This window comes from Rhodopseudomonas palustris BisB18, from assembly GCF_000013745.1.
Lineage (GTDB): Bacteria > Pseudomonadota > Alphaproteobacteria > Rhizobiales > Xanthobacteraceae > Rhodopseudomonas_A > Rhodopseudomonas_A palustris_F.
In genome coordinates, this window is sequence record NC_007925.1 from 4650214 (window position 1) to 4670579 (window position 20366).

16 protein-coding genes are annotated in these 20366 nt (G+C 61.1%); 10 read left to right on the forward strand and 6 right to left on the reverse strand.

Annotated features, from left to right (window positions below):
* Window positions 1-428: 428 nt before the first annotated feature.
* Window positions 429-1394: a mannosyltransferase gene (locus tag RPC_RS20915; protein ID WP_415914755.1), complete on the reverse strand. Its 966-nt coding sequence runs from the start codon at window positions 1392-1394 to the stop codon at window positions 429-431.
* Between the two features lie 287 nt (window positions 1395-1681).
* On the opposite strand from RPC_RS20915, the gene rfbA reads away from it, so the two are divergent.
* The 6 genes from rfbA (at window position 1682) to RPC_RS20945 (ending at window position 7188) form a co-directional block, all read left to right on the forward strand.
* Window positions 1682-2563, forward strand: coding sequence for a glucose-1-phosphate thymidylyltransferase RfbA (gene rfbA / locus RPC_RS20920; protein WP_011474591.1), 882 nt, complete (start codon window positions 1682-1684; stop codon window positions 2561-2563).
* A gap of 55 nt (window positions 2564-2618) precedes the next feature.
* On the forward strand, window positions 2619-3653 hold the full coding sequence (gene rfbB / locus RPC_RS20925) for a dTDP-glucose 4,6-dehydratase (protein WP_011474592.1): 1035 nt from the start codon (window positions 2619-2621) through the stop codon (window positions 3651-3653).
* Window positions 3654-3672: 19 nt separating this feature from the next.
* Window positions 3673-4548 carry a dTDP-4-dehydrorhamnose reductase gene (rfbD, locus tag RPC_RS20930; RefSeq protein WP_011474593.1) on the forward strand — a complete coding sequence of 292 codons (876 nt, stop codon included), beginning with the start codon at window positions 3673-3675 and terminating at the stop codon, window positions 4546-4548.
* A 131-nt stretch (window positions 4549-4679) separates the two neighbouring features.
* Entirely contained in the window at window positions 4680-5489 is an 810-nt protein-coding gene (locus tag RPC_RS20935) for an ABC transporter permease (protein ID WP_415914756.1), read from the forward strand.
* Between the two features lie 60 nt (window positions 5490-5549).
* Window positions 5550-6290, forward strand: coding sequence for an ABC transporter ATP-binding protein (locus RPC_RS20940; RefSeq protein WP_011474595.1), 741 nt, complete (start codon window positions 5550-5552; stop codon window positions 6288-6290).
* A gap of 4 nt (window positions 6291-6294) precedes the next feature.
* Window positions 6295-7188, forward strand: a complete 894-nt coding sequence (locus tag RPC_RS20945) for a hypothetical protein (RefSeq protein ID WP_011474596.1) — start codon at window positions 6295-6297, stop codon at window positions 7186-7188.
* 49 nt (window positions 7189-7237) lie between these two features.
* Here the strand turns inward: RPC_RS20945 and RPC_RS20950 are convergent, their stop codons facing one another.
* The 5 genes from RPC_RS20950 to RPC_RS25180 all read right to left on the reverse strand — a co-directional run bounded on the left by RPC_RS20950 (window position 7238) and on the right by RPC_RS25180 (window position 14259).
* Window positions 7238-8047 carry a DUF5672 family protein gene (locus RPC_RS20950; protein WP_011474597.1) on the reverse strand — a complete coding sequence of 270 codons (810 nt, stop codon included), beginning with the start codon at window positions 8045-8047 and terminating at the stop codon, window positions 7238-7240.
* Complete coding sequence (locus RPC_RS20955) at window positions 8047-8799, reverse strand: SDR family NAD(P)-dependent oxidoreductase (RefSeq protein WP_011474598.1); 753 nt, start codon at window positions 8797-8799, stop codon at window positions 8047-8049. The genes RPC_RS20950 and RPC_RS20955 overlap by 1 nt, the downstream gene beginning before the upstream one ends.
* 185 nt (window positions 8800-8984) lie before the next feature.
* A complete protein-coding gene (locus RPC_RS20960; RefSeq protein WP_011474599.1) occupies window positions 8985-10142 on the reverse strand; it encodes a 2-deoxy-scyllo-inosose synthase in 1158 nt (385 codons plus the stop codon).
* 440 nt (window positions 10143-10582) lie between these two features.
* Window positions 10583-13126: a glycosyltransferase gene (locus RPC_RS20965; RefSeq protein ID WP_041802168.1), complete on the reverse strand. Its 2544-nt coding sequence runs from the start codon at window positions 13124-13126 to the stop codon at window positions 10583-10585.
* A 167-nt stretch (window positions 13127-13293) separates the two neighbouring features.
* Window positions 13294-14259 carry a rhamnan synthesis F family protein gene (locus RPC_RS25180; protein WP_011474601.1) on the reverse strand — a complete coding sequence of 322 codons (966 nt, stop codon included), beginning with the start codon at window positions 14257-14259 and terminating at the stop codon, window positions 13294-13296.
* A gap of 153 nt (window positions 14260-14412) precedes the next feature.
* On the opposite strand from RPC_RS25180, the gene RPC_RS20975 reads away from it, so the two are divergent.
* The 4 genes from RPC_RS20975 (at window position 14413) to RPC_RS20990 (ending at window position 20311) form a co-directional block, all read left to right on the forward strand.
* Entirely contained in the window at window positions 14413-16953 is a 2541-nt protein-coding gene (locus tag RPC_RS20975; protein WP_011474602.1) for a rhamnan synthesis F family protein, read from the forward strand.
* A 319-nt stretch (window positions 16954-17272) separates the two neighbouring features.
* The gene (locus tag RPC_RS20980) at window positions 17273-18232 is read left to right on the forward strand and encodes an NAD-dependent epimerase/dehydratase family protein (RefSeq protein ID WP_041802170.1); all 960 of its coding nucleotides are present in this window, start codon (window positions 17273-17275) and stop codon (window positions 18230-18232) included.
* A gap of 2 nt (window positions 18233-18234) precedes the next feature.
* Window positions 18235-19341: a glycosyltransferase gene (locus RPC_RS20985; RefSeq protein ID WP_011474604.1), complete on the forward strand. Its 1107-nt coding sequence runs from the start codon at window positions 18235-18237 to the stop codon at window positions 19339-19341.
* The gene (locus RPC_RS20990; RefSeq protein WP_011474605.1) at window positions 19325-20311 is read left to right on the forward strand and encodes a glycosyltransferase; all 987 of its coding nucleotides are present in this window, start codon (window positions 19325-19327) and stop codon (window positions 20309-20311) included. Before RPC_RS20985 ends, RPC_RS20990 begins: the two co-directional genes overlap by 17 nt.
* Window positions 20312-20366 lie beyond the last annotated feature (55 nt).

Below are 20366 nucleotides of genomic sequence, written 5' to 3' on the forward strand. Positions count from 1 at the left end.
GGCGTCGCCGATCGACGCGGCATGCGCGATGGCTTTCGCGCCTGGCCTGCCGACGCCAGAAGTAGTTGCAGCTCTACGCGCCGATCCGAGCCGCCACGGCAGTCACCGCACGTCCACGGCGCTCGCCGCAGATCGCATCAACCCGCGCTGCCGGACGACAACGGGTATCGCGCGGCAAGGCTTCGCAGCGGCATCGATTGCTCTTCCGCGCTCAGTTCGTGGATTGCGATGACGTACGCATCGATCCGCCCTTGCGTGACTTCGAAGGCTTCGGGGGCCCAAATCTGCGGCTGCGGTCCGGTGGTGCCGCGGACCCATACGAGGCAATGCCGTCGTGCCATCGCGCTCGCCTAGCTCCGCTTGATGCCGAACGTCATCGCCTCACTCCGAACATGATCGACGCGCATCGCCAGCGAGGCGATGCCCGGTCAGCCCCGGGCCTTTCGCCGCTCGACATAGGCCTCGATTTCCGCGATCAAACGCGCGGTGCTGTCGGGCTGAACCAGACCGCGCTTGATGCGATCGACCAAGAGACCGCGCTTGCCATGAGCCAAAACCTCGCTCACCGCCTCCCGGATCGCCGCCGGCGCGTCATCCGAAATATATCTGACGTCATCGCCGAGCAGTTCCCGCGACCACGGATGCTCGCGCAGCACCAAGGGCGCGCCGGCGAGCCCGGCCTCGATGGCGGAATGGCCCGGAAAATCGACCCCCAGTTCCAGGAACACGTTGCAACTCTGCATGGCCGAGCGAATGATCTCGGAGCCGGGCTGCAGATACGGCAAAAATCGAATGTTCTCGGATGCCGCGGCCTTGCATTTCTCGAAGTAGCCGCGATCGCGATAGCCGCCGATGAAGATCAACGGCACGGCGAATTCGTTCAGCGCTTCGATCGCCTGCAACTGCTGCTTGGCTTCGTCCAGCGCCCCCACCCACAGCACAAATCGATCGACGCCATAGGCGGATCGGAACAGATCGTCCGCGACCGGTTTGGCGAACGACGGATTGATGCCCGGCTGAACCACGACCAGCTTGGCTTCGTCGACCTTGAAGGTGGCTTTGCAAAGCTCGGCTTCGACGAAGGTTCTCAGTACGATCAGGTCGGCGAGATCAAAGTGCTCTTGCACCACAGCCAGCGACTCGGGCGCCGGGCTGAAGAAGTTATAATTCGGCAGAAGGATGATGGGCTTTCCGGAATCCCGAATATTTCTCAGCAATCCCTCGCCACCGCCGACCGCAGAGAAATGCACCACGGCATCGTAATAGCGCAGCGGACGCGAGGTGGGGCCGTAGAAATCGGCGCGCACGCCGTTTTCGCTCATGTATTCCGCCAGCGACAAAAATTCGGTCTCTCCCCCGCCCGGCGCCAGAAAAGCTTGATGATAGGTTGTCAACAGTAGCCGCATTTCGACAACTCGCAGGCATGAGAAACCGCAAGGACTTAACCCTTTTCGGTCGCCACTGCCAAGGAAGTATTGACGCTCGGACCCAGAAAATCTAAGCCTTTCGATTATGCTGGCCCAGAATCTGTCGATCCGCAGGATGGCAATTCCAGGACAGTGACGGATCCGCCTTCGGGGCCAAACCTGCTAATCTATTCTGAGGTCCGGACGACCTGTCGGGAGCCCTTCCCCGCTTGGAGGGCATCGAGTTGTTTTGTGAACAGTGAGCCGGATCTGACATGGCAAAGCCGAAATTCAAGGGCATCATTCTGGCCGGCGGAAGAGGCACGCGACTCTTCCCCGCAACGATTTCGATCAGCAAACAGTTGATCCCGCTTTATGACAAACCGATGGTGTATTACCCGCTGAGCACGTTGATGCTCGCAGGCGTTCGCGAGGTGATGATCATTTCCACCCCGACCGCGCTTCCGCTTTATCAACAGCTGTTGGGCACCGGTCACCAGATCGGAATGGAATTCGACTACGCGGTACAGGCCGAAGCGCGGGGACTGGCGGAAGCCTTCGTCATCGGCGAGAAGTTCATCGGCCGATCGCACGCCGCGTTGGCGCTCGGCGACAACATCTTTCATGGCTCCGGAGTCGGCGACGGGGTGCGCAGCGCGGCCGCGCGCGAGAAGGGCGCCTCGGTTTTCGCCTATTGGGTGCACGACCCCGAGCGCTACGGCGTCATCGAATTCGACGAGAATGGCAAGTCGCTGTCGATCGAAGAGAAGCCGGCCAAGCCGAAGAGCAACTACGCGGTGACCGGCTTGTATTTCTACGACAACGACGTTGTCGAGATCGCCAAAGCCGTCAAACCGTCGGAACGCGGCGAACTGGAAATCACCGCGGTCAACAACGTCTATCTCGCCAACGGCACCCTCGCCGTCGAGAAACTCGGCCGCGGCGATGCCTGGCTCGACACCGGAACCCACGACACGCTGCTCGAAGCCAGCCAATTCGTCCAGACCATCGAAAAACGCCAGGGCCAGAAGATCGCGTGCATCGAGGAGGTCGCCTGGCGGATGGGCTTCATCGACGACGAAGAGCTCGAGCAGCTCGCCCATCCCTTGGTCGCCAGCGGATACGGCAAATATATCCTCAATCTGCTGCGACACTGACCCCGCATCACGCCCGCCCGCCCCGGGCATTTCGATCCATCATTCAAGGCGAACCATGAAGAATACGGTCATTATCACGGGGGGCGCCGGTTTCATCGGCTCCGCGCTGTGTCGGCATGTCGTTTCGTCCACCGACGTCAAGGTCGTCTGCATCGACAAGCTGACCTATGCGGGAACCCGCACGTCCCTGAAGACGCTCGAGGGCAACCCGCGCTTCGTGTTCGAGCAGCTCGATATATGCGATGCTGCGGCGATGGCCGGCGTGTTCGCCACCCACCAGCCGCGCGGCGTGATCCATCTGGCGGCGGAATCCCATGTCGATCGCTCGATCGCCTCGGCGGCGCCGTTCATCACCACCAACATCAACGGCACCTTCGTGCTGCTGGAAGCCGCACGCGCCTACCACGGTGCGCTCGCCGCCGCCGACCGTGACGGTTTCAAGTTTCATCACGTCTCCACCGACGAGGTCTATGGCGCGCTCGGCGAAACCGGCGTGTTCAAGGAAGATACGCCGTATTCGCCGAACTCGCCCTATTCGGCGTCGAAGGCGGCGTCGGACCATCTGGTCAATGCCTGGCTGCACACCTACGGGCTGCCGACGGTGACGTCGAACTGCTCGAACAATTACGGTCCGCACCAGTTTCCGGAAAAGCTGTTTCCGGTGATGATCCTCAACGGCCTCGAAGGCCGCCCGCTGCCGGTCTACGGACAAGGCGCCAACGTGCGCGACTGGCTGTTCGTCGAAGACCACGCCCGCGCGCTTTGGACCGTGTTCGACAAGGCCGCCGTCGGCGAGAAATATATGATCGGCGGCCACAGCGAACGCCGCAACATCGACGTGGTGCACGGCATCTGCGATCTGCTCACCGAGCTTCGGCCGCGGCCGGACGGCAGCAGCTATCGGTCGTTGATCAGCTTCGTCACCGACCGCGCCGGCCACGATTTCCGCTATTCCGTCGATTGCTCCAAGATCGAACGCGAGCTTGGCTGGAAGCCGCAGCACTCGTTCGAGGACGGTCTGCGCCGCACCGTACAATGGTACATCGACAACGCCTGGTGGTGGCAGCCGTTGCGGCAGAAACACGCCTGAGCGACGAAACGAGGCCACCATGCGAATTCTGGTGATCGGACGCCACGGACAAGTCGCCACAGCCTTGGCGCGGCTTGGCGCCGGCGTTCACGACGTGACCTGTCTCGGGCATGACGACGTCAACGCCCTGGTGAAGGCCGAGCTCGACGACGCGGTAACGCGAACCGGCGCCGAGGCGGTCATCAACGCGGCGGCCTACACCGCGGTCGACAAGGCCGAAACCGACCAGGACGCCGCCTACGCGCTGAACCAGCGGTTGCCGCGGCTGCTCGCGGAAATTTCAGCGGCGCGCGGCGTTCCGTTCATCCATCTGTCGACCGACTACGTGTTCGACGGCAGCAAAGCCGCGCCCTATCTGCCGACCGACCCGATCCGTCCGGTGAGCATCTACGGGGCCTCCAAGGCCACCGGCGAGATCGCCGTGCGGGTCGCCAATCCGGCCGCGGCGATCCTGCGGACGGCGTGGGTGTACAGCGAGACCGGCAGCAACTTCGTCAAGCGCATGCTCGAACTCGGTGCCGAGCGCGACGAGTTGCGGATCGTCGACGACCAACTCGGCAATCCCACCTTCGCCGACGATCTCGCGGCCGCCTGCCTGCGGCTCGCCGCGCACCCAGGCCTCCGCGCCGGATCGGCCGGAGGAATCTACCATTACGCCGGACACGGCGACGTGACCTGGTATGGCTTTGCGCAGGCGATCTTCGCGGAGGCCAGCCGGCGAGGACGCCGCACCCCGCAGCGGGTGCTGGCGATCACTTCCGATCAATATCCGACCCCGGCCCGCCGCCCGGCCAATTCGCGCCTGGACTGCGCCGCGACCGAGGCCACTTTCAGCGTCGCTTCACAATCCTGGCGAGATGCTCTAAAGACGTGCCTCGACCGGCTGCTCGCCTGAGTGCAGCCGCCGCGGACAGCCATTCTCGTCACCCTTTGGCTTTGCCGCCCGCCGTGCGCCAGGCTGAGACGGTTCAGGTCGGCGAGGCCACCCAAGGTTAGACGCGACCGATGCAACGGACTGAAATTGCCATGAGCAGCAGCGAAATCGCCGTTCTCCGTCCCAAACGGAGCACGAGATTCTCGACTTGGCACTATTTCGACCTGGTGATCACCCTGGCCCACAAAGAGGTCAAGGTCCGCTACAAGAACAACGTGCTGGGATATCTGTGGTCGCTCGCCAATCCGCTGGCGTCGGCGCTGGTGTTCTATTTCGCCATGCAGGTGGTATTCAAGTCGAGCATCCCGAACTATCCCTTGTTCCTGATCATCGGGTTGTTTGCCTGGCAATGGTTCAACAACTACCTGATCGGCGCCTGCAGCGTGTTCTTGGCCAACGGCAGCCTGATCAAAAAGTCGGTGTTTCCGCGCTCGGTGCTGCCGATCGCCCTGAACATCCAGGACGCCTTCCACTTCGTGATGTCGCTGCCGATCACGTTCTGCTTCATGTATTTCTACCATATTCCGATCGGATCGAGCGTGATCGTCGGGGTCCTGCTGTTGATCCCGGCGCAGTTCCTGTTCCTGCTGGGAATCGGCCTCGCGGCCTCCTCGATCAACCTGTTCTTTCGCGACATGGAACGGATCATCGCCATCGTGCTGAGCATGATGATGTATCTGTCGCCGGTGCTGTTCCCGATCGAAAAGGTGCCGGCGCCCTACAATCACTGGATGAGCTTCAATCCGATGACGCCGCTGATCGAAGCCTGGCGCGGCGTGCTGCTGAAGAACGAGGTGCAGTGGGGCAACATCGAATTATGCTATATCTATGCCGCGATCGCGCTGGTCATCGGCAGCTTGATCTACCGCAAACTCTCTCCCGGCTTCGCGGAAGTCATCTAATCGCGACGGCGCGCCTGCGGCTCGGGGCCTGGCCAGCCGGTTCAATGCAAAAATAGGGCGATGACTTTGGCAGTCGCAATCAAGTTCGACAACGTCACCAAGAGCTATTCGGACCGCACCTTCCTCACCGGCGGCTTGAAAAACTATGTGCTGAACATCTTTTCCGCCAGCAAGTACAAGAAGACCCATCCGGTGCTGACGGACATTTCGTTCGAGATCCGGCAAGGCACCACGGTGGGCTTCGTCGGCCGCAACGGCGCGGGAAAGAGCACGCTGCTCGGGCTGATCGCCGGCATCATGCGCCCCGACAGCGGCATGGTCAGCGTCACCGGCAGGGTCTCGTCGCTGCTGGAACTCGGCGCCGGGTTCCATCCGGATCTGTCCGGCCGCGAAAACATCGATCTTTACGGCGTGGTGCTCGGGTTCTCGCGCGCGGAAATCCGCCGGCGCGCAGACAGCATCATCGCCTTCGCCGAACTCGAAGACCACATCGACACGCCGATTCGGTTCTATTCCAGCGGCATGCTGGCGCGGCTGGGCTTTGCCGTGGTGTCGCAACTCGATCCGGAAATTCTCTTGGTCGACGAGGTGCTCGCCGTCGGCGATTTCGCGTTCCAGGCCAAGTGCACCGAGGTGATCAAGCAGTTTCGCGCCTCCGGCGGCACCATCGTGCTGGTGTCGCATTCGGCGGCGGACATCACCACCTTGTGCGATCAGGCCTTCCTGATCGAGAACCATAGCATTGCGGCCTCCGGCGATCCGGTCGACGTGATGAACAGGTATCAGCACCTGGGCGCATGAAGCGATGATCGCGATCTACGAGCCGCTGTATCGCCCCGGACAGACCCTCGTCGAGCCGGCGTTCAAGCCGCTTCTGATCACCGACAACAACCGGCCGGAATGGCGCGAATTCGCCATTCTGGTCGACATGTATCGTCGCGGGCTGCATCGCCAACACCGCTTCACCGGGCTGTTCTCTCCGAAATTCGGCCTGAAGACCGGGCTCTCCGGCGCGCAATTCATCGACTTCGTCAACGCCAATGCCGACGCCGAGGTCTGTTTCGTCAATCCGTTTCCGCAGCTCGCCTATATCTCGTTCAACGTCTGGATGCAGGGGGAGAACGCCCATCCGGGCCTTGTCGCGCGGGCCCAGGCACTGCTCGACGCCTGCGGCATCGCGATCCGGGTTGCCGAGCTGCCACGGCATGGTCCGGACCTGCTGTGCTACTGCAACTTCTGGGTCGGCACCGAACAATTCTGGGAGGACTATGTCGGGGGCGTGCTGGTGCCGATGGCCGAATTCCTCGAAGCTCACCCCGAGCACCCGGCCTGCCGCGACGTCCTCAAGACAACGGTTCACATCCCGCCGTCTCCGTTTCTCCCCTTCATTGTTGAACGACTGTTCAGCAGCTATCTCTCGCTGACACGATCTCCGCCCCTCGCTCGTGGTTTCCCGACCGATCCACTGCAGTTCTGCCTCAACGATTTCGAACGCCGGCTCGTCATCCACAATCGCGACCGGATCGACTCGGCAGACCAGACCGGCGTATTTTCAGACGAAGTGAAAAAAGATATGCGGTTCGCTAGCGAGGTCTGGCAGGATTTCACCCTCGCCTACTATGGTGACCGCCCACATCCGCATTCAGGAGGTTCGTTCCAATCGGTCGGGGCCGGGAGGCCAACTCCGCGAATTACGTAGTTCGAATAGAGGAAAAGAAAGGCCGCCACGGCTGACAAGTGGTTGGAAGCTAGACCGACTTGCCCAGCGGCGGCAACAGCCGACTCTCCCAGAACTCTCTAGCGTCGGCAAAGCGATACCAAGCATGGCATCCGAACGGATAGTGGCCGCGTGATTGTTGCAGCAAGAAGTTCGGATCATATTCGAATGAGAATCGGTTAGCGACATCCAGAGGAGCGACTCGAAACGACGGGTCCATCAGCGGCGCAAAAACGCCCCAATATACGTCTTCAGCAAGCATCTTGTGCTCTTTGTAGTTCGAAGGCGTCAAGTGCTTGCGGAAGCGCAAGAGGCGCATTGCAACGTCGACGTTTCCATCAAACAACCTATCGAAGGCATGACGGAAAGTCGGTCTTCGATTCTCCAAATGTTCTATGAAGGCGGACACGCGGCGCAAACTGAACCCGCCATTTCCCGCACCAACCTTGGCGAATGGCCATGGTTCACCGATGTATCGCTCGATCAGGTCAGGATACCAACTCGCGCCAATGTAATCATACTCGGTTTCACACCACTCAGTCAGTTCATCCCGAAATACAAGTGAATCGAGCTGATAGATCAGAATATGGCTGTGCTGCGCAAAGCGACGATAGAAAGCAGGAGACAACATCAGGCGATTATATCCAAGCAAACCTTGGAAGCTCTCGTCCGGAAATATCTCGTTATCCAGCCCCTCGATCGACCAGTCGAGTTGCGCGGGCTTGGCAAGCACGAGGCGATAGCGACCGAGATATTTCTTCAGATGCCGAAGCGACGTCTCTGCTTCCGGCTCGGTATGTTTGATATGTACCGGAACCACGACAACCGGATTGACTGACATTACTGTTGGTTCCAGATCGTCTGCATCAGCCAGGCACGACCAGTGATGCCGGACGACTTGTCCGACATCAGAAACGCGACCAGTTCGGCGACTTCTTCAGGGGTGTTGAACCTCTTCAACTCCAGCGGATCAGCGATTTCGGCCTTGAACGAGGCGGCGTCGCGCCCCATCTCCGCGGCGATGCGAGCGACGTCATTGCCGGTCATTTCGGTGTCGACCCAGCCGGGACACACCGCGTTGACCGTGACGCCTTCGCGGCCGAGTTCCTTCGCCCAGCACTTGGTGAGACCGATAAGGCCAAATTTTGAGGCGCAGTACGCACCGTAGCCCGCACGTCCTTCGACCGATAGCTGTGAGCCGATAGTGACGATCCGGCCCGGGCGGGCGAGACTTGGTAGCAAGCCGCGCATCAGTCGATAAGGCGCTTCGAGGTTTACGGCCAGCACTTCACGCCAGGGATCATGCTCGCAGTCCGCAAGCGTCGCCGTCGCGCAAATCCCGGCATTGTGGACAATTCCCCACAACGGCTCTCGCCATTTCGTGACGAAATCCGCCAAAGCTGCATCATCGGCAAGATCGAAAGCAACAACGATGGCATCGGCGTCGACCACAAATCGCTCGGCTCGAAGCCTTGTGGCTGACGACTCGCTCTTGGTCACCAGCGCCAACGAAAAGCCGTCCCGCGCCAGCACGCGCGCGATCGAGAGCCCTATACCGCGCCCGGCGCCCGTGATTAGAACCCGTCCGGTCACGATTTCCCAGCTATCAAATGTGGATAATGATTGAGGCCCGTATATACGGCAACCTCAGGCCGAGCAACGATCCATTTCCTACCCGGCCGTTGTTCCAATGACGCGAGATGGTGCTCCCATAGGGGGGGCCGAATGATCGGGACATCGCCGCGCTCAAGAACTCGCGCACGGCGCAGCCCCCCTTATCAGCCGAGACGACCGCCAGCGCGTCGATTGATTTCGATGGCCTCGAACAGCACGTCGCGGGAAATCCAATGACCGTGCAACCCGTTCTCCCCGCTGCTGCTGGGTACGCCCACTCTGCTCAACAGGCCCATATAGGCCCGGTCCTGGAGGAAGTGCTTGTCGTAACGAACTTTTTCCCAGATGTCGCCGAGCGAAAACTCAAGCGGCACCATGGTCGGCAGCCCCAACATCGACAGGCAGCGGTAATGGACGTCGACGGTTTCCTCATCGGTGACGCCAAGCAACCGTCCGATTTCGGCAGAGACGCACATGCCGATTGCGATCGCCTCTCCGTGATAAATTTCACCGCCCGAGAGGTGCTCAACTGCGTGGCCGACCGCGTGGCCGTATTGCTTGATGGTTTCCTCGCGATCCGAGTGCAGATCCGGCACCATCATTTCGAGTTTCAGATTCACAGAGCGGATCACGGTCTTCGTCAGGAAACCGATTTCGTCCAGATGATTGTGGTGCGACATGATGTAGTTCAGGAAGTCGCCATCCTGGCAGAGCGCGTGCTTAACGGATTCTGCGAGTCCGCAGCGGATCAGTCTCGGATTCAACGTCTGCAAGGCAATCGGGTCGATCAGTACGTTGGAGGCCGGATAGAAGCTGCCGATCAAATTCTTGCCGTGGCTGAAGTTGAGCGCCTGCTTGAAGTCTATCGCTGCGTCGACCTGCGCAAGCAGGCTCGTCGGCAGATGGATCAGGCCGATTCCGCGATACAATGTCGAGGCGAGAAAGCCGGCGAGATTGTTGACCAGCCCGCCGCCAAGGCTGAAGATAACCGAATATTTGTCGATACCGTGATCGAGCGCGGTTTGAACCAAGCCGGCGTAAACTTCGAAGCTTTTCGATGCTTCCTCCGCTGGCACGACAATTGTCCGCACCGTCCGTCCACTGCGCTCGATGCAATCGAGCACCGGACGCAGATACAGTTGCTCAACGTTCGCGTCGGTGATCAACAGATGCTTGGATTCTTTCCGCACGTTGTCGAGCACGCCCAAGGCATCCAGGTTCCGCAGCCCGTTCTGGGCAACCAGAACCTGGGTTTGGATGTTGTTGTCCGCACGGAATGTTGAGGCGAGCGAGACGTCGGACAGTGATTGTTCCATTTTCATTTAAGCTCGGGAGCGGATGCGATGTTGGCAATCCGCGGTTTCATAAAGATACGACGTTCACAGCCGCGGCGACCTGCCCGCGAGAGTGTCGCGTGGGCGGGGGCGGGAAGCAGCGATTCCCGCATTCTCTGTCTAATTAGGACCGACGGGCCGAGCGATGCGCACTCCGCCATCAAATGCCCGTCCGTGCCTCTTAGATTGTTTGCCGATGTCGGGCTGCTCACGAACAATCCATCATATTCAATTGCGTTATCTTTAAGCAAGCTTGGTCGCCTGCTTCGCAAGTTCGAGCCGGTCCGTGAGCATTCACGGTAAAGCACGGACAAGCCCTGGCGTGCGCCCTGCGACACAATCCCAGTTGCGCTGATCCTTGCTGCAGAACCGTTAGCCAGCAGCGCCTTGGGCGTCAAGTTGCGAAGCAAGTGCACCAAAATTCAGCTTCACAGTTCACTGGTTCGGTTTTGGTTCATTCGAGAGCGAAGCAGCTCCGAATAAACCCTGCCACACGCCTCGAGACTGTAGTTTTCCAGGATCGTGCGTTGGCCGGCCTGGCCGCGGCTATGCCGCAGCTCCGGCTGTTCGAAACACTCGCGCAAAGCGGCGGCCGCGGAATCGACATCCGGCTCGAACCAATGCTGCGCTTGATAGAAGGCGTAATCGCCGCGCAGCACCGGCAGCAGCCGTCCCTCGACCAGCCAGCTGTTGTCCTTGGTCATGAAGTCGACATTGCCGGAATAGCCCGACGCGATCGCGGGAATTCCCAGCGCCATCGCCTCAGCCATCAAACGGCCGAATCCTTCGGCACGATGCATCGAAAGCACTACGTCGCAGGCCCGCAACAATTCGTAATAGGCGTTGCGGTCCATCACTTCGTCGAGGATGACGATGCGGTCGTCGCTCGCCCGACGCCGCAGACATTCCCGCCACAGCGCATCCTTCTCGACATTCATCGCTTTGACGAGCAAGCGAACGTTGCGTTCGCAGGGATCAAAGGCGCGCTGAAAGGCTTCGATGGCGCCCAGCGGGTTCTTTCGCGAGATCGACGACGCGCCGTCGAAACTGGTGAAGATCACCAACGCACTGTCCGGGAGTCCGTAGTCGGCGCGATTGGCGACGCCGGTCTCGGGCACGTTGATCGGCAACGGCACCTTGGTGACGGGCTTGTCGGTGGCGGATCTGAAGGCCCGCGCGGAATGCTCCGAGTGACACCAGATTTCATCGACGAGATTCAAGGCGAAGCTCGCGGCATGGGGGAAACGGTCAAGCTCCCATTGCCAGAATCCGATTCGTCGTTTGGCTTGAAATGCCCGGCTGCCGACCGTGTTCATCAAGGTCACGGTGTCGAAGGCCGGCATGACATAGAACATCACGTCGCTCCGGAATTCCGCGAGGGCAGCCTCGATCGCCGGCTCATCGATGCCCTCGCGGGCGACAATCTGCCAAGGCGCGCGGATCACCGAGGGGGCGACGCCCACCGCCTGCAACGCCGCGCGCAAGAGGCGAATATCTTCGCCCAAGCCGAATTCCCCCCTGGGATAGCCGACCAGGGCGACAGCAGACGCCGCAGCCGCATCCGGCTCCGCCGCACGATCGCCGGCACCGGCGCCAAGGCGAGAGCGAAGAGGCGCAATGGTGCCCCGATCGAGCGCGAGTTCGGGCGTGATCCCATAAGTCTTGGCAATTTGTGCCGTGTCGCGCTTATTGCGCGGCATGCCGCCATCCGGCAGTCCCAGCAGCGGCGCTTCGACCTCGATCAGATAACGCCAGCCCTCGGCGAGGCCCTCCGGGGTATCCAGGTCGAACGACGACCGCAGCTGCTCATTGCGTTGCCACACCAAGGCAACCAGCAGCGTCGGGCGAACCAGCGCGCTTCCGGGAGACGTCTGCAAATCGCAGCTGTGCAGCGCCTCGAATTGCGCCGTCGTCAGCCAGTCCGGCGCGCCCAGCAGTTCCCGCTGTCCTTCGGTCATCCACCAGTACCAAACACCGGCAATCCCCTCCGGCGTCGAAACGTCAAACAGCCGCTGCAACTCTTCGCGGCGTGCATGGATCAGCGCAAGCAACGGCGTCAGTGCCAATCGGCCGGACGCCGACATCCCGGCCAGATGCCGCAAATGCAGCGCCGTCGCCAGCTTGCTATCGACCGCATCGGCATATTGAGGCGCGTCGGCGCGACCGTACAGCAGCCACCAATAGACAAAATCGCCGACGCCCTGACCCGTGGTGATGTCAAAATTAACCTGGAGGTCGCGACGCGCAGAGTAGAAAATCGCCATCGAATCCGGGAAGATCGCGGCGAATCTGTCATCCGCGCCGCCAGCGTCAGCCGCGGCGGGCAGCATGCCGTGGACGATGCGCGGCATGCCGCCATCCGGAAGCCGCAGCACCGACGCCTCGCTGTCGAGCAATACCCGCCAGCTCTCCGCGATGCCCTCCGGGGTGTGCAGGTCGAACGTCGCCTGCAGCAGTTCATTGCGCTGCCACACCATGGTCGCCAGCAGCGTCGGGCGAACCGGCCCGCTTTCGGGAAATGCCCGCAGATCGCAGCTGTGCAGCGCCTCAAATTGCGCCACTGTCAGCCAGTCCGGCGCGCCGAGCAGTTCGCGCTGTCCGTCGGTCATCCACCAGTACCAGACACCGGCAATCCCCTCCGGCGTCGAAACGTCGAACGCCTTCCGGAGATCTTCTCGATGGCGAAGGATGAGGCTGAGAAGCTTGGTCAGACCGAGCTGCTGCGCTTCGACCATCCTCCCCAGATCTTGCAAGTGCAACGCCGTCGCGAGACACCGATCCAACGCGAACTGAATACCGGGAAAAAGCGCACGACCGACCTTCATCCACCAATGCACGAGGTCGTCGGCGCCGGCATCGTTTTCGATATCGTATTCGAGTTGAAACGCCGGACCACAGGACAACCAGGCCGCAACCAAGCCATTGGGAAGATCATAGCCGAAGGATGCAACGGTCCGATAAGGCAGCAGCAACAGGCTGTCTAACGATTCCGCCGCATTTTCGGTTGAATTTTGGGCTGACCACACCGACAATTCGCTTCGTCTCTTCAACGGTCAAGACTTCCTGCACTATAACATAGCGGCCACCCGAGGCCGGTTTGCCTGGGCGAATTTCAGCCCTCAGTCGCCAATAGCAAAAATCACCTCTGATGGGTGATATGCTTATCGATCATGGCGACATCATAGCTGGTATGCTCTACGATTACCTTATGCCAGGGCTGCCCGAAAGGCACCTTCCAATAATTTTCCCTGATAAGATCGCGCTTAAGGAACGGATATCTCTCATAAATCACCAGCTCTTCCCAAAAGAAATGGGTCGGGTTGAACATGGTTGGCTTTCTCGTTTCGATGAGTGCCAAGAACGCTTCGATCTGAGGATCCCGGGGAAGCGCCTCAACCGACGAAATCTTCCTTGCTTTGCGGATTTCGGCGTCGACACATTTGTAGACTGCGCCGACCCGCAGGCCCGCCTTGACCAATCGCTGCGTCAACCCGATCTCGCCACATTTGATGACGAATTTTCGGCTGTCGATATTTGGAAACCAGAACCAGAAACGCCAGAACGCCCTCGACTTGATCGCCCGGCCGTAGAAAACCAGGAAATAAGATTGCAGATGGTAGGCGATTTCCTCACTGTCGGTCGCCCCCCAAACGTCGAACACCTCGGGGTCGCATCGCCCCAACAGTTCATCCAGCGGAAACAACGGCCCGTAGACACTGTCATTGGCAAGAACCAGACATTGCGTCGACGGCAGATCCGGGATCGACATGATGCCGTCGCGGTAGGCGCCAAAATCGTATCCGGTGTTTCTTCGCAGAATGATCTCCCGGCACAACGGAGAGAGAATCGTGATTAGTTGGTCGTCGATCGTCGGCGAATTCGAGACGAAGGTGATACGAAAACCAAGCCGCGAGAACTCGCGGAGTTGCGCCGCAACAAAATCAGCCACCACCCCTTCGGGATGGAAATGCACATAAACGGCATGGCGCTTCAGCGAACGGTTGGGATCTGCGCCCTCCCAGCGCCGGCGGATAGATCCTCGAAGCCGCGCCAGCAATCCCCACACAATCGACACTGCAATGAGTGGTTCACGAATGAACTGCATGTTTCCTTGAAGCCCGAATCCCGTGTCTCTCGTAGACCACACACATAACGAATTGACGATATCCCATACTAATGGGTTTTTCTTTGCCAATATTTCCTTGAGTCGCTATGGAAGGCGAGTCACCTCGCCGCGAACATCGATAGGGGTAAAGGGTTGAGTAACCAGTTTGCAAGCATCGAAGAGTTCTTCGATGAGAGCTATTACGCGTTTTCCGGCGAAGCCAAAAAGAACGGAATCCGTCCAATCGATCACTATCTCCAGTTTGGGGAACAACTCGGTGCTGCTCCGTCGACCAGATTCGACCCCAAATACTATTTGAAACAATATCCCGATCTTGGTGGCTGGCAAGGGGGACTGCTCAACCACTATCTGCAGTACGGCAGAGCGGAGGGCCGACAGGGCGTCGCAATGACCCCGAGCATCGCGTGCCCGACGGAAAAGATCGATCCCGGCCGCGCGACCATCCTGCTGGCCGTTCACGACGCGTCACGGTCCGGAGCGCCGATTCTGGCATGGAATCTGATCAACGAGTTGCGCAAGCAACATAACGTCGTGGTTCTGCTCAAAAGCGGCGGCCCGATCGAACCGGCGCTCCGGGAGGCGGCGACTGAACTCGTCACCATCCCTGCCGAATTTCCCTATGGGTCCGGCGAGGACGCTCTCTTCGCTCAGAAGCTGACCGAAACCTACTCGCCGCTCTACGCCATCGCCAACAGCGTCGCGACGCGCGAACTGGCCATTCTGCTTGAGGCCGCAGGCGTCCCGGTGATCGCATTGGTGCACGAATTTTCCAGCTACTTTCAACCGATCGGGATTCTCAACCCGCTGTACGTTTCGGCGTCGAAACTCGTCTTTCCGGCGCCGATTGTCGCCGACGCCAGTGTGCAGGACTATCCAGGTCTCAAGCCCCGACATTTGGATATCCTGCCTCAAGGCCCGTCGAAAGTTCCCAGCTTTCAGCACCCTACCGGCGGCGCCGAGCGTCGCAGTTCCGTGCAACGACTGGAGGACCTGGCGCTTGAAGATACCGCCGTGATTCTCGGGACTGGGCGAATCGAATACCGAAAAGGCGTCGATGCGTTCATCGCAGCGGCCTCGCAGGTCCAACGCAGCGCGACACGAAAATTCAAATTCGTCTGGATCGGCCATCTGCATCCGTCCGACGCCAGTTATTTCGGTTTTCTGCAAGAGCAGATCAAGCGAAGCGGCCTTGAGCAACACGTTCTGTTCGTCGATGAGGTCGATGAACTTGAACCGTTCTACAGCAAGGCCGATGTGTTTTTTCTCAGTTCGCGGCTGGACCCGCTTCCAAACGTTGCCATCGACGCGTCGTTGAGGAAGATTCCAGTGGTCTGCTTCAAGAACGCCAGCGGCTTCGCCGAGTTGCTCGAGTGCAGCGACACTGCCAAAGAACTGGTCGTCCCCTACCTCGACAGTTCGGCGGCCGGCCGCATGATTTGCGACCTGCTGGCAGATGCCCGCCTGTTGACACGACTTGGCGAGGATATTCAGGCTGTTGCCAACGCCACCTTCGACATGGGCCAATATGCCCGCAAGCTCGACCAACTCGGACGCACCTGTGCCGCCGACATTGAGCAGATGGCGCTCGACCAGGCGACGATCCTAGAGTCCGGGATCTTCAACGCCAGCCTTCGTTTCGGAAGTTGCGCGGAAAAGTTCACGCCCGATCAGGCCGTCAACGAATACCTCAACGCGTCGCGACTTTGCCGGCCGCTGCACCGGGGCAAGGCCGGAATGCTGATTCGCCGGCCGGTCGAAGGCTTTCATCCTTTGATTTACGCCGCCGAGAATCCCGAGGTCGATCGCCAAGGCATCGATCCACTGGCGCATTTTCTTCGCAATGGGCGACCGGAAGGGCGTTGGACCCATCGTGTCATCCGCCCCGAACCGCGCCGCGAAAGCAATGCAGCCCGGCCGCGGATCGCCATCCACGGCCATTTTTACTACCCGGATCTGCTTGAGAGCTTCCTAAAGTTGATCGCCGCGAATGCCAGTTCGGTCGATCTGTTCTTGACCACCAGCGGCCCGGAGCAGGCCGCGCAGATCCGAAAGTCGCTGCGGGCCTTCGGCATTCAAAATGCCGATGTCTGGTCGGTGCCGAATCGCGGGCGCGATATCGGGCCCTTTCTCAAGGAAATGCCCGACAAGCTCGGCTCCTACGACATCGTCGGCCATTTTCACGGCAAGCGAAGCAAGCACGTCGACTCCACGGTCGGCGACCAATGGCGGGATTTTGCCTGGCAGCATCTGATCGGCGACGCGTTTCCGATGATCGACGTTATCGCCGATGCATTCGCGGAGGATGCCAAGCTCGGGCTGGTTTTTGCAGAGGATCCCTATCTGAACGGATGGGACGAGAACCGCGACCTGGCCGAACGGCTGGCGCAGCGCATGAAGATCGAGGCCCCGCTTCCCGAACACTTCGATTTTCCGATCGGGACGATGTTCTGGGCGCGTGTCGCTGCGTTGCAGCCGTTGTTTCAGTTGAACCTGGATTGGAATGACTACCCGCACGAGCCGCTGCCGATCGACGGCACGATTTTGCACGCGCTCGAGCGCATCGTTCCGTTCGCCGTCCAGAAATCCGGCTTCGAATACGCCACAACCTATGTGCGTTCCAGCATGCGCGACGATGGCCTGGCCTTTATTCGCCGCCCCGGCTTGCAAAGGTGACGCCCGGTCGCAGGAGCGTTCGGTCGCTCGCTGCACTGGGCTCTCGACGCGGCACCGACGTGCGGCGACCTCCCCGTCGGGGTTGTTTCCAAAGGCTTTTTGTTGCACTTGGTGGACTTCATCAGCTGCCGATGGTGATGGCCCTTGGTCTCAAGCTGGCGTAGCGTCAAGGTCAAGTTCTGCTAATCGGAGGTTCGGGCATTGTTTACTCCTTCTGGACCACCGAACCGGGTGCCGGGCTGTGGGCCGATCCTTCAGCAAAGCGATTCACGTCCGATATCGGGACCCCGCCTTCGGGCCATCGGCCGGTCTTTCTGACATGGCGTCCCATGTCGTGATCGGCGGCTCCGGGTTTCTGGGACGGCATGTCGTGCGTGCCCTGATCGAGCGTGGCGATGCCGTCACCGTGGTCGACATCAGTCCCTACCCGGCCGACAAGCCGCATGCCGCACCGCCTTGCCGTCTGATCGACCTGTCGACCGCCAGACCCGGGGATTTCGACGCCATCGTCGGCACCGCCACGACCGTGCATCACTACGCTTGGACGACGGTGCCGCAGACCGCCAACGCCGATCCGGCCACCGATCTGCACGTCAACCTCGGCGTCACGCTGCAAATTCTGGAAGCGATCAAGCGCCGCGGCGGCGGTATCGTCGTATTCCCCTCATCGGGTGGAACGGTCTATGGCCGGCTGCAATGCGTGCCGGTGCCGGAGACCCACGCGCTGGCGCCAATCACCGCCTATGGTGCGTCGAAGGCCGCGGCGGAGCTTTATTTCAACGTCTATCGGGACCTGCACGGCATCGACGCGCGGATCGCGCGGATCGCCAATCCGTTCGGCCCCGGCCAGAACCCGAGACGGCCTCAAGGTGTCGCGTCGACGATTACCTATCGGGCGTTGGCCGGCGAAGCCGTGGAGATCTGGGGGGATGGATCGGTGGTTCGCGATTTCATCCACATCTCGGATGCGGTCTCCGGCCTGCTGGCGGTGGCCGATGCGAAGCCCACGAGCCCGCATATTCTGCCGACCTACAATATTGGCAGCGGAAAAGGCGCCAGCGTCAGGGAGATCGTGGCCATGGTCGAGCGACACCTCGGTCGCCCGATCGCGATCGAAAAAAAACCCGAACGGGCGTTCGACGTTCCGACCAGCGTGCTCGACATCAGCAGGGCCACCACCGAACTCGGCTGGCGTCCGGCAGTCGAACTCGATCAGGGCATCGGACGCATGATCGCCGATCTTAAGGCCGACGCGACGCGATTGTACTCATCGCTGTGACCATGCGCATCCACATCATCGCCCGCGACATCCAGCGCTTCGACGCGGTCGGAAACTTCTGCCGGCAGATCCACGCCTTGCTGCTCGCGCAAGGCTATGACGCGAGCCTCGCCGCGGAGAACTGCCACCCAGACGATCGGGCGCTGATCGCAAAAATGCCCGAGACGATCGGCACGATCGGCGCTGACGATCTGGTGATCTTGCATTTCTCGACCGAAGACCCGGCGTTTCCGGCCATCGCGGCACTTCCCTGCGCCAAGATTCTGTACTTCCACAACATCACTCCGGAGCGCTTCTTCGCCGGCATCGACGAGCGTACCGCGGGACTGGTCCGTCAGGGGCTGCAGCAGCGCCCGCTCGCGGCGGGCTTCGACGTGCTGATGGCCAATTCGCGTGCCACCGCGCAGGTGCTGCACGACGGCCTTCCGCCGCAGGACCAGCGGCGCATCACTGAGGCCGCGATCGTCGCCTGTCCGCCGCTGATCGGTGCCGACCGCTGGGACGGCATTGTCGACCAGCCTTCGAACGCCGATGCCGATGCGCGAACCGTTCTCTATGTCGGGCGGCTGGTGCCGCATAAGGGCGTGACGCAATTGCTCGACGGCTTTGCGACGCTGGCCGCGCACGATGCCGGCGTCCGCCTGGTCTGCGTCGGCGGCCCGCCCGACCAAGCCTATGCCGCGGTGCTCTCGGCCCGGATCGCGGCGCTGCCGCCGTCGATCGCGCAGCGCATTGAATTCCTCCACGGGCTATCCGACGGCGCGCTGAAATCGCTCTACCGCAACGCCGGCGTCTGCGCGTCGATGAGCCGGCACGAGGGCTTCGGCGTGCCGCTGCTCGACGCGCTGTCGTTCGACAAGCCGCTGGTGATCAATTCCGAAGCCGGCATGATCGAAACCGCGGGCGATGCCGCGCTCGTCGTCGACGCGTCGGATGCCGAGGCGGTCGCCAATGCGCTCGCCGCCGCACTCGACGACGAGGCCACGCGCGCGCAGCTCGGCGCGGCGCGGCGCCTGCGCCTGCCGGCGCTGCGTCGCCAGGCCGACGGACACCTCATCCTCAACGCCGTGACCCAAGCCAGGACCCTACATCGTGCGCGTATTGTTTAGCACCTATCCGTGGGCGTTCGAGACGCCGGGCGGCGGCGAGATTCAACTGCGGAAATACGCCGAGCAGCTGCCGGCGCACGGCGTCGCGGTGCACTTGCACGATCCGTGGCGCGCCAATCTCGGCGACGTCGATCTGATGCATTTTTTCTCCTGCATCGGCGGCTCGATCCATTTCTGCAATTATGCCCGCCAGCGCGGCCTGCCGCTGGTGATCTCGTCGTCGCTGTGGATCACCGCGGATACCATGCATCTCTATCCGATCGACGAAATCCGGGCGCAATTGGCGCTCGCCGACGTCATCGTCACCAATTCCGACACCGAATCCGATCAGTTGGCAAAGTTGCTGGGCCTGCCGCGCGAGCGCTTCATGGCGGTGATGAACGGGTTCGACAACCGTTTTCTGCAACCGCAGGACCCCGCGCTGTTCCGCAACGCCTTCGGCATCGAAGGACCGTTCGTACTCAACGTCGGCAACATCGAGCCGCGCAAGAACCAGCTCGGCCTGGTTCGCGCCATGGCCGGTCATCCGCTGCCGCTGGTCCTGATGGGCCATCAGCGCGACCCAGCCTACGCCGCCGAGGTGCTCGCCGAAGGCGGCAGCCAGGTGCATTATCTCGGCGCGCTGGACCACGACGAGCCGCGGCTCGCCTCGGCGTTCGCCGCCTGCGCGGCGTTCGTGCTTCCCTCGACGCTGGAAACCCCTGGGCTGGCGGCGCTGGAGGCGGCCGCGATGGGCGCGCCGCTGGTGGTCACCTCCGAAGGCTCGACCCGGGATTATTTCGCCGGCTTTGCGCAATATGTCGATCATCGCGATCCCGGCGACATCCGCCGCGGCATCGACCGGGCGCTGGCGCAGGGACGCGACACGGCGCTGCAGAGCCATGTCGCTTCGCGCTTCAGCTGGCCCGAGGTGACCCGCCATCTGGTCGAGGTCTATGCCGCGGCCCGGCAACGGCGTTCGGGCCGGTAGCATGCAACGAGGCGCGTCCGCCTTGGTTGCACCGACCGGCCGCTAGGGCTATCAC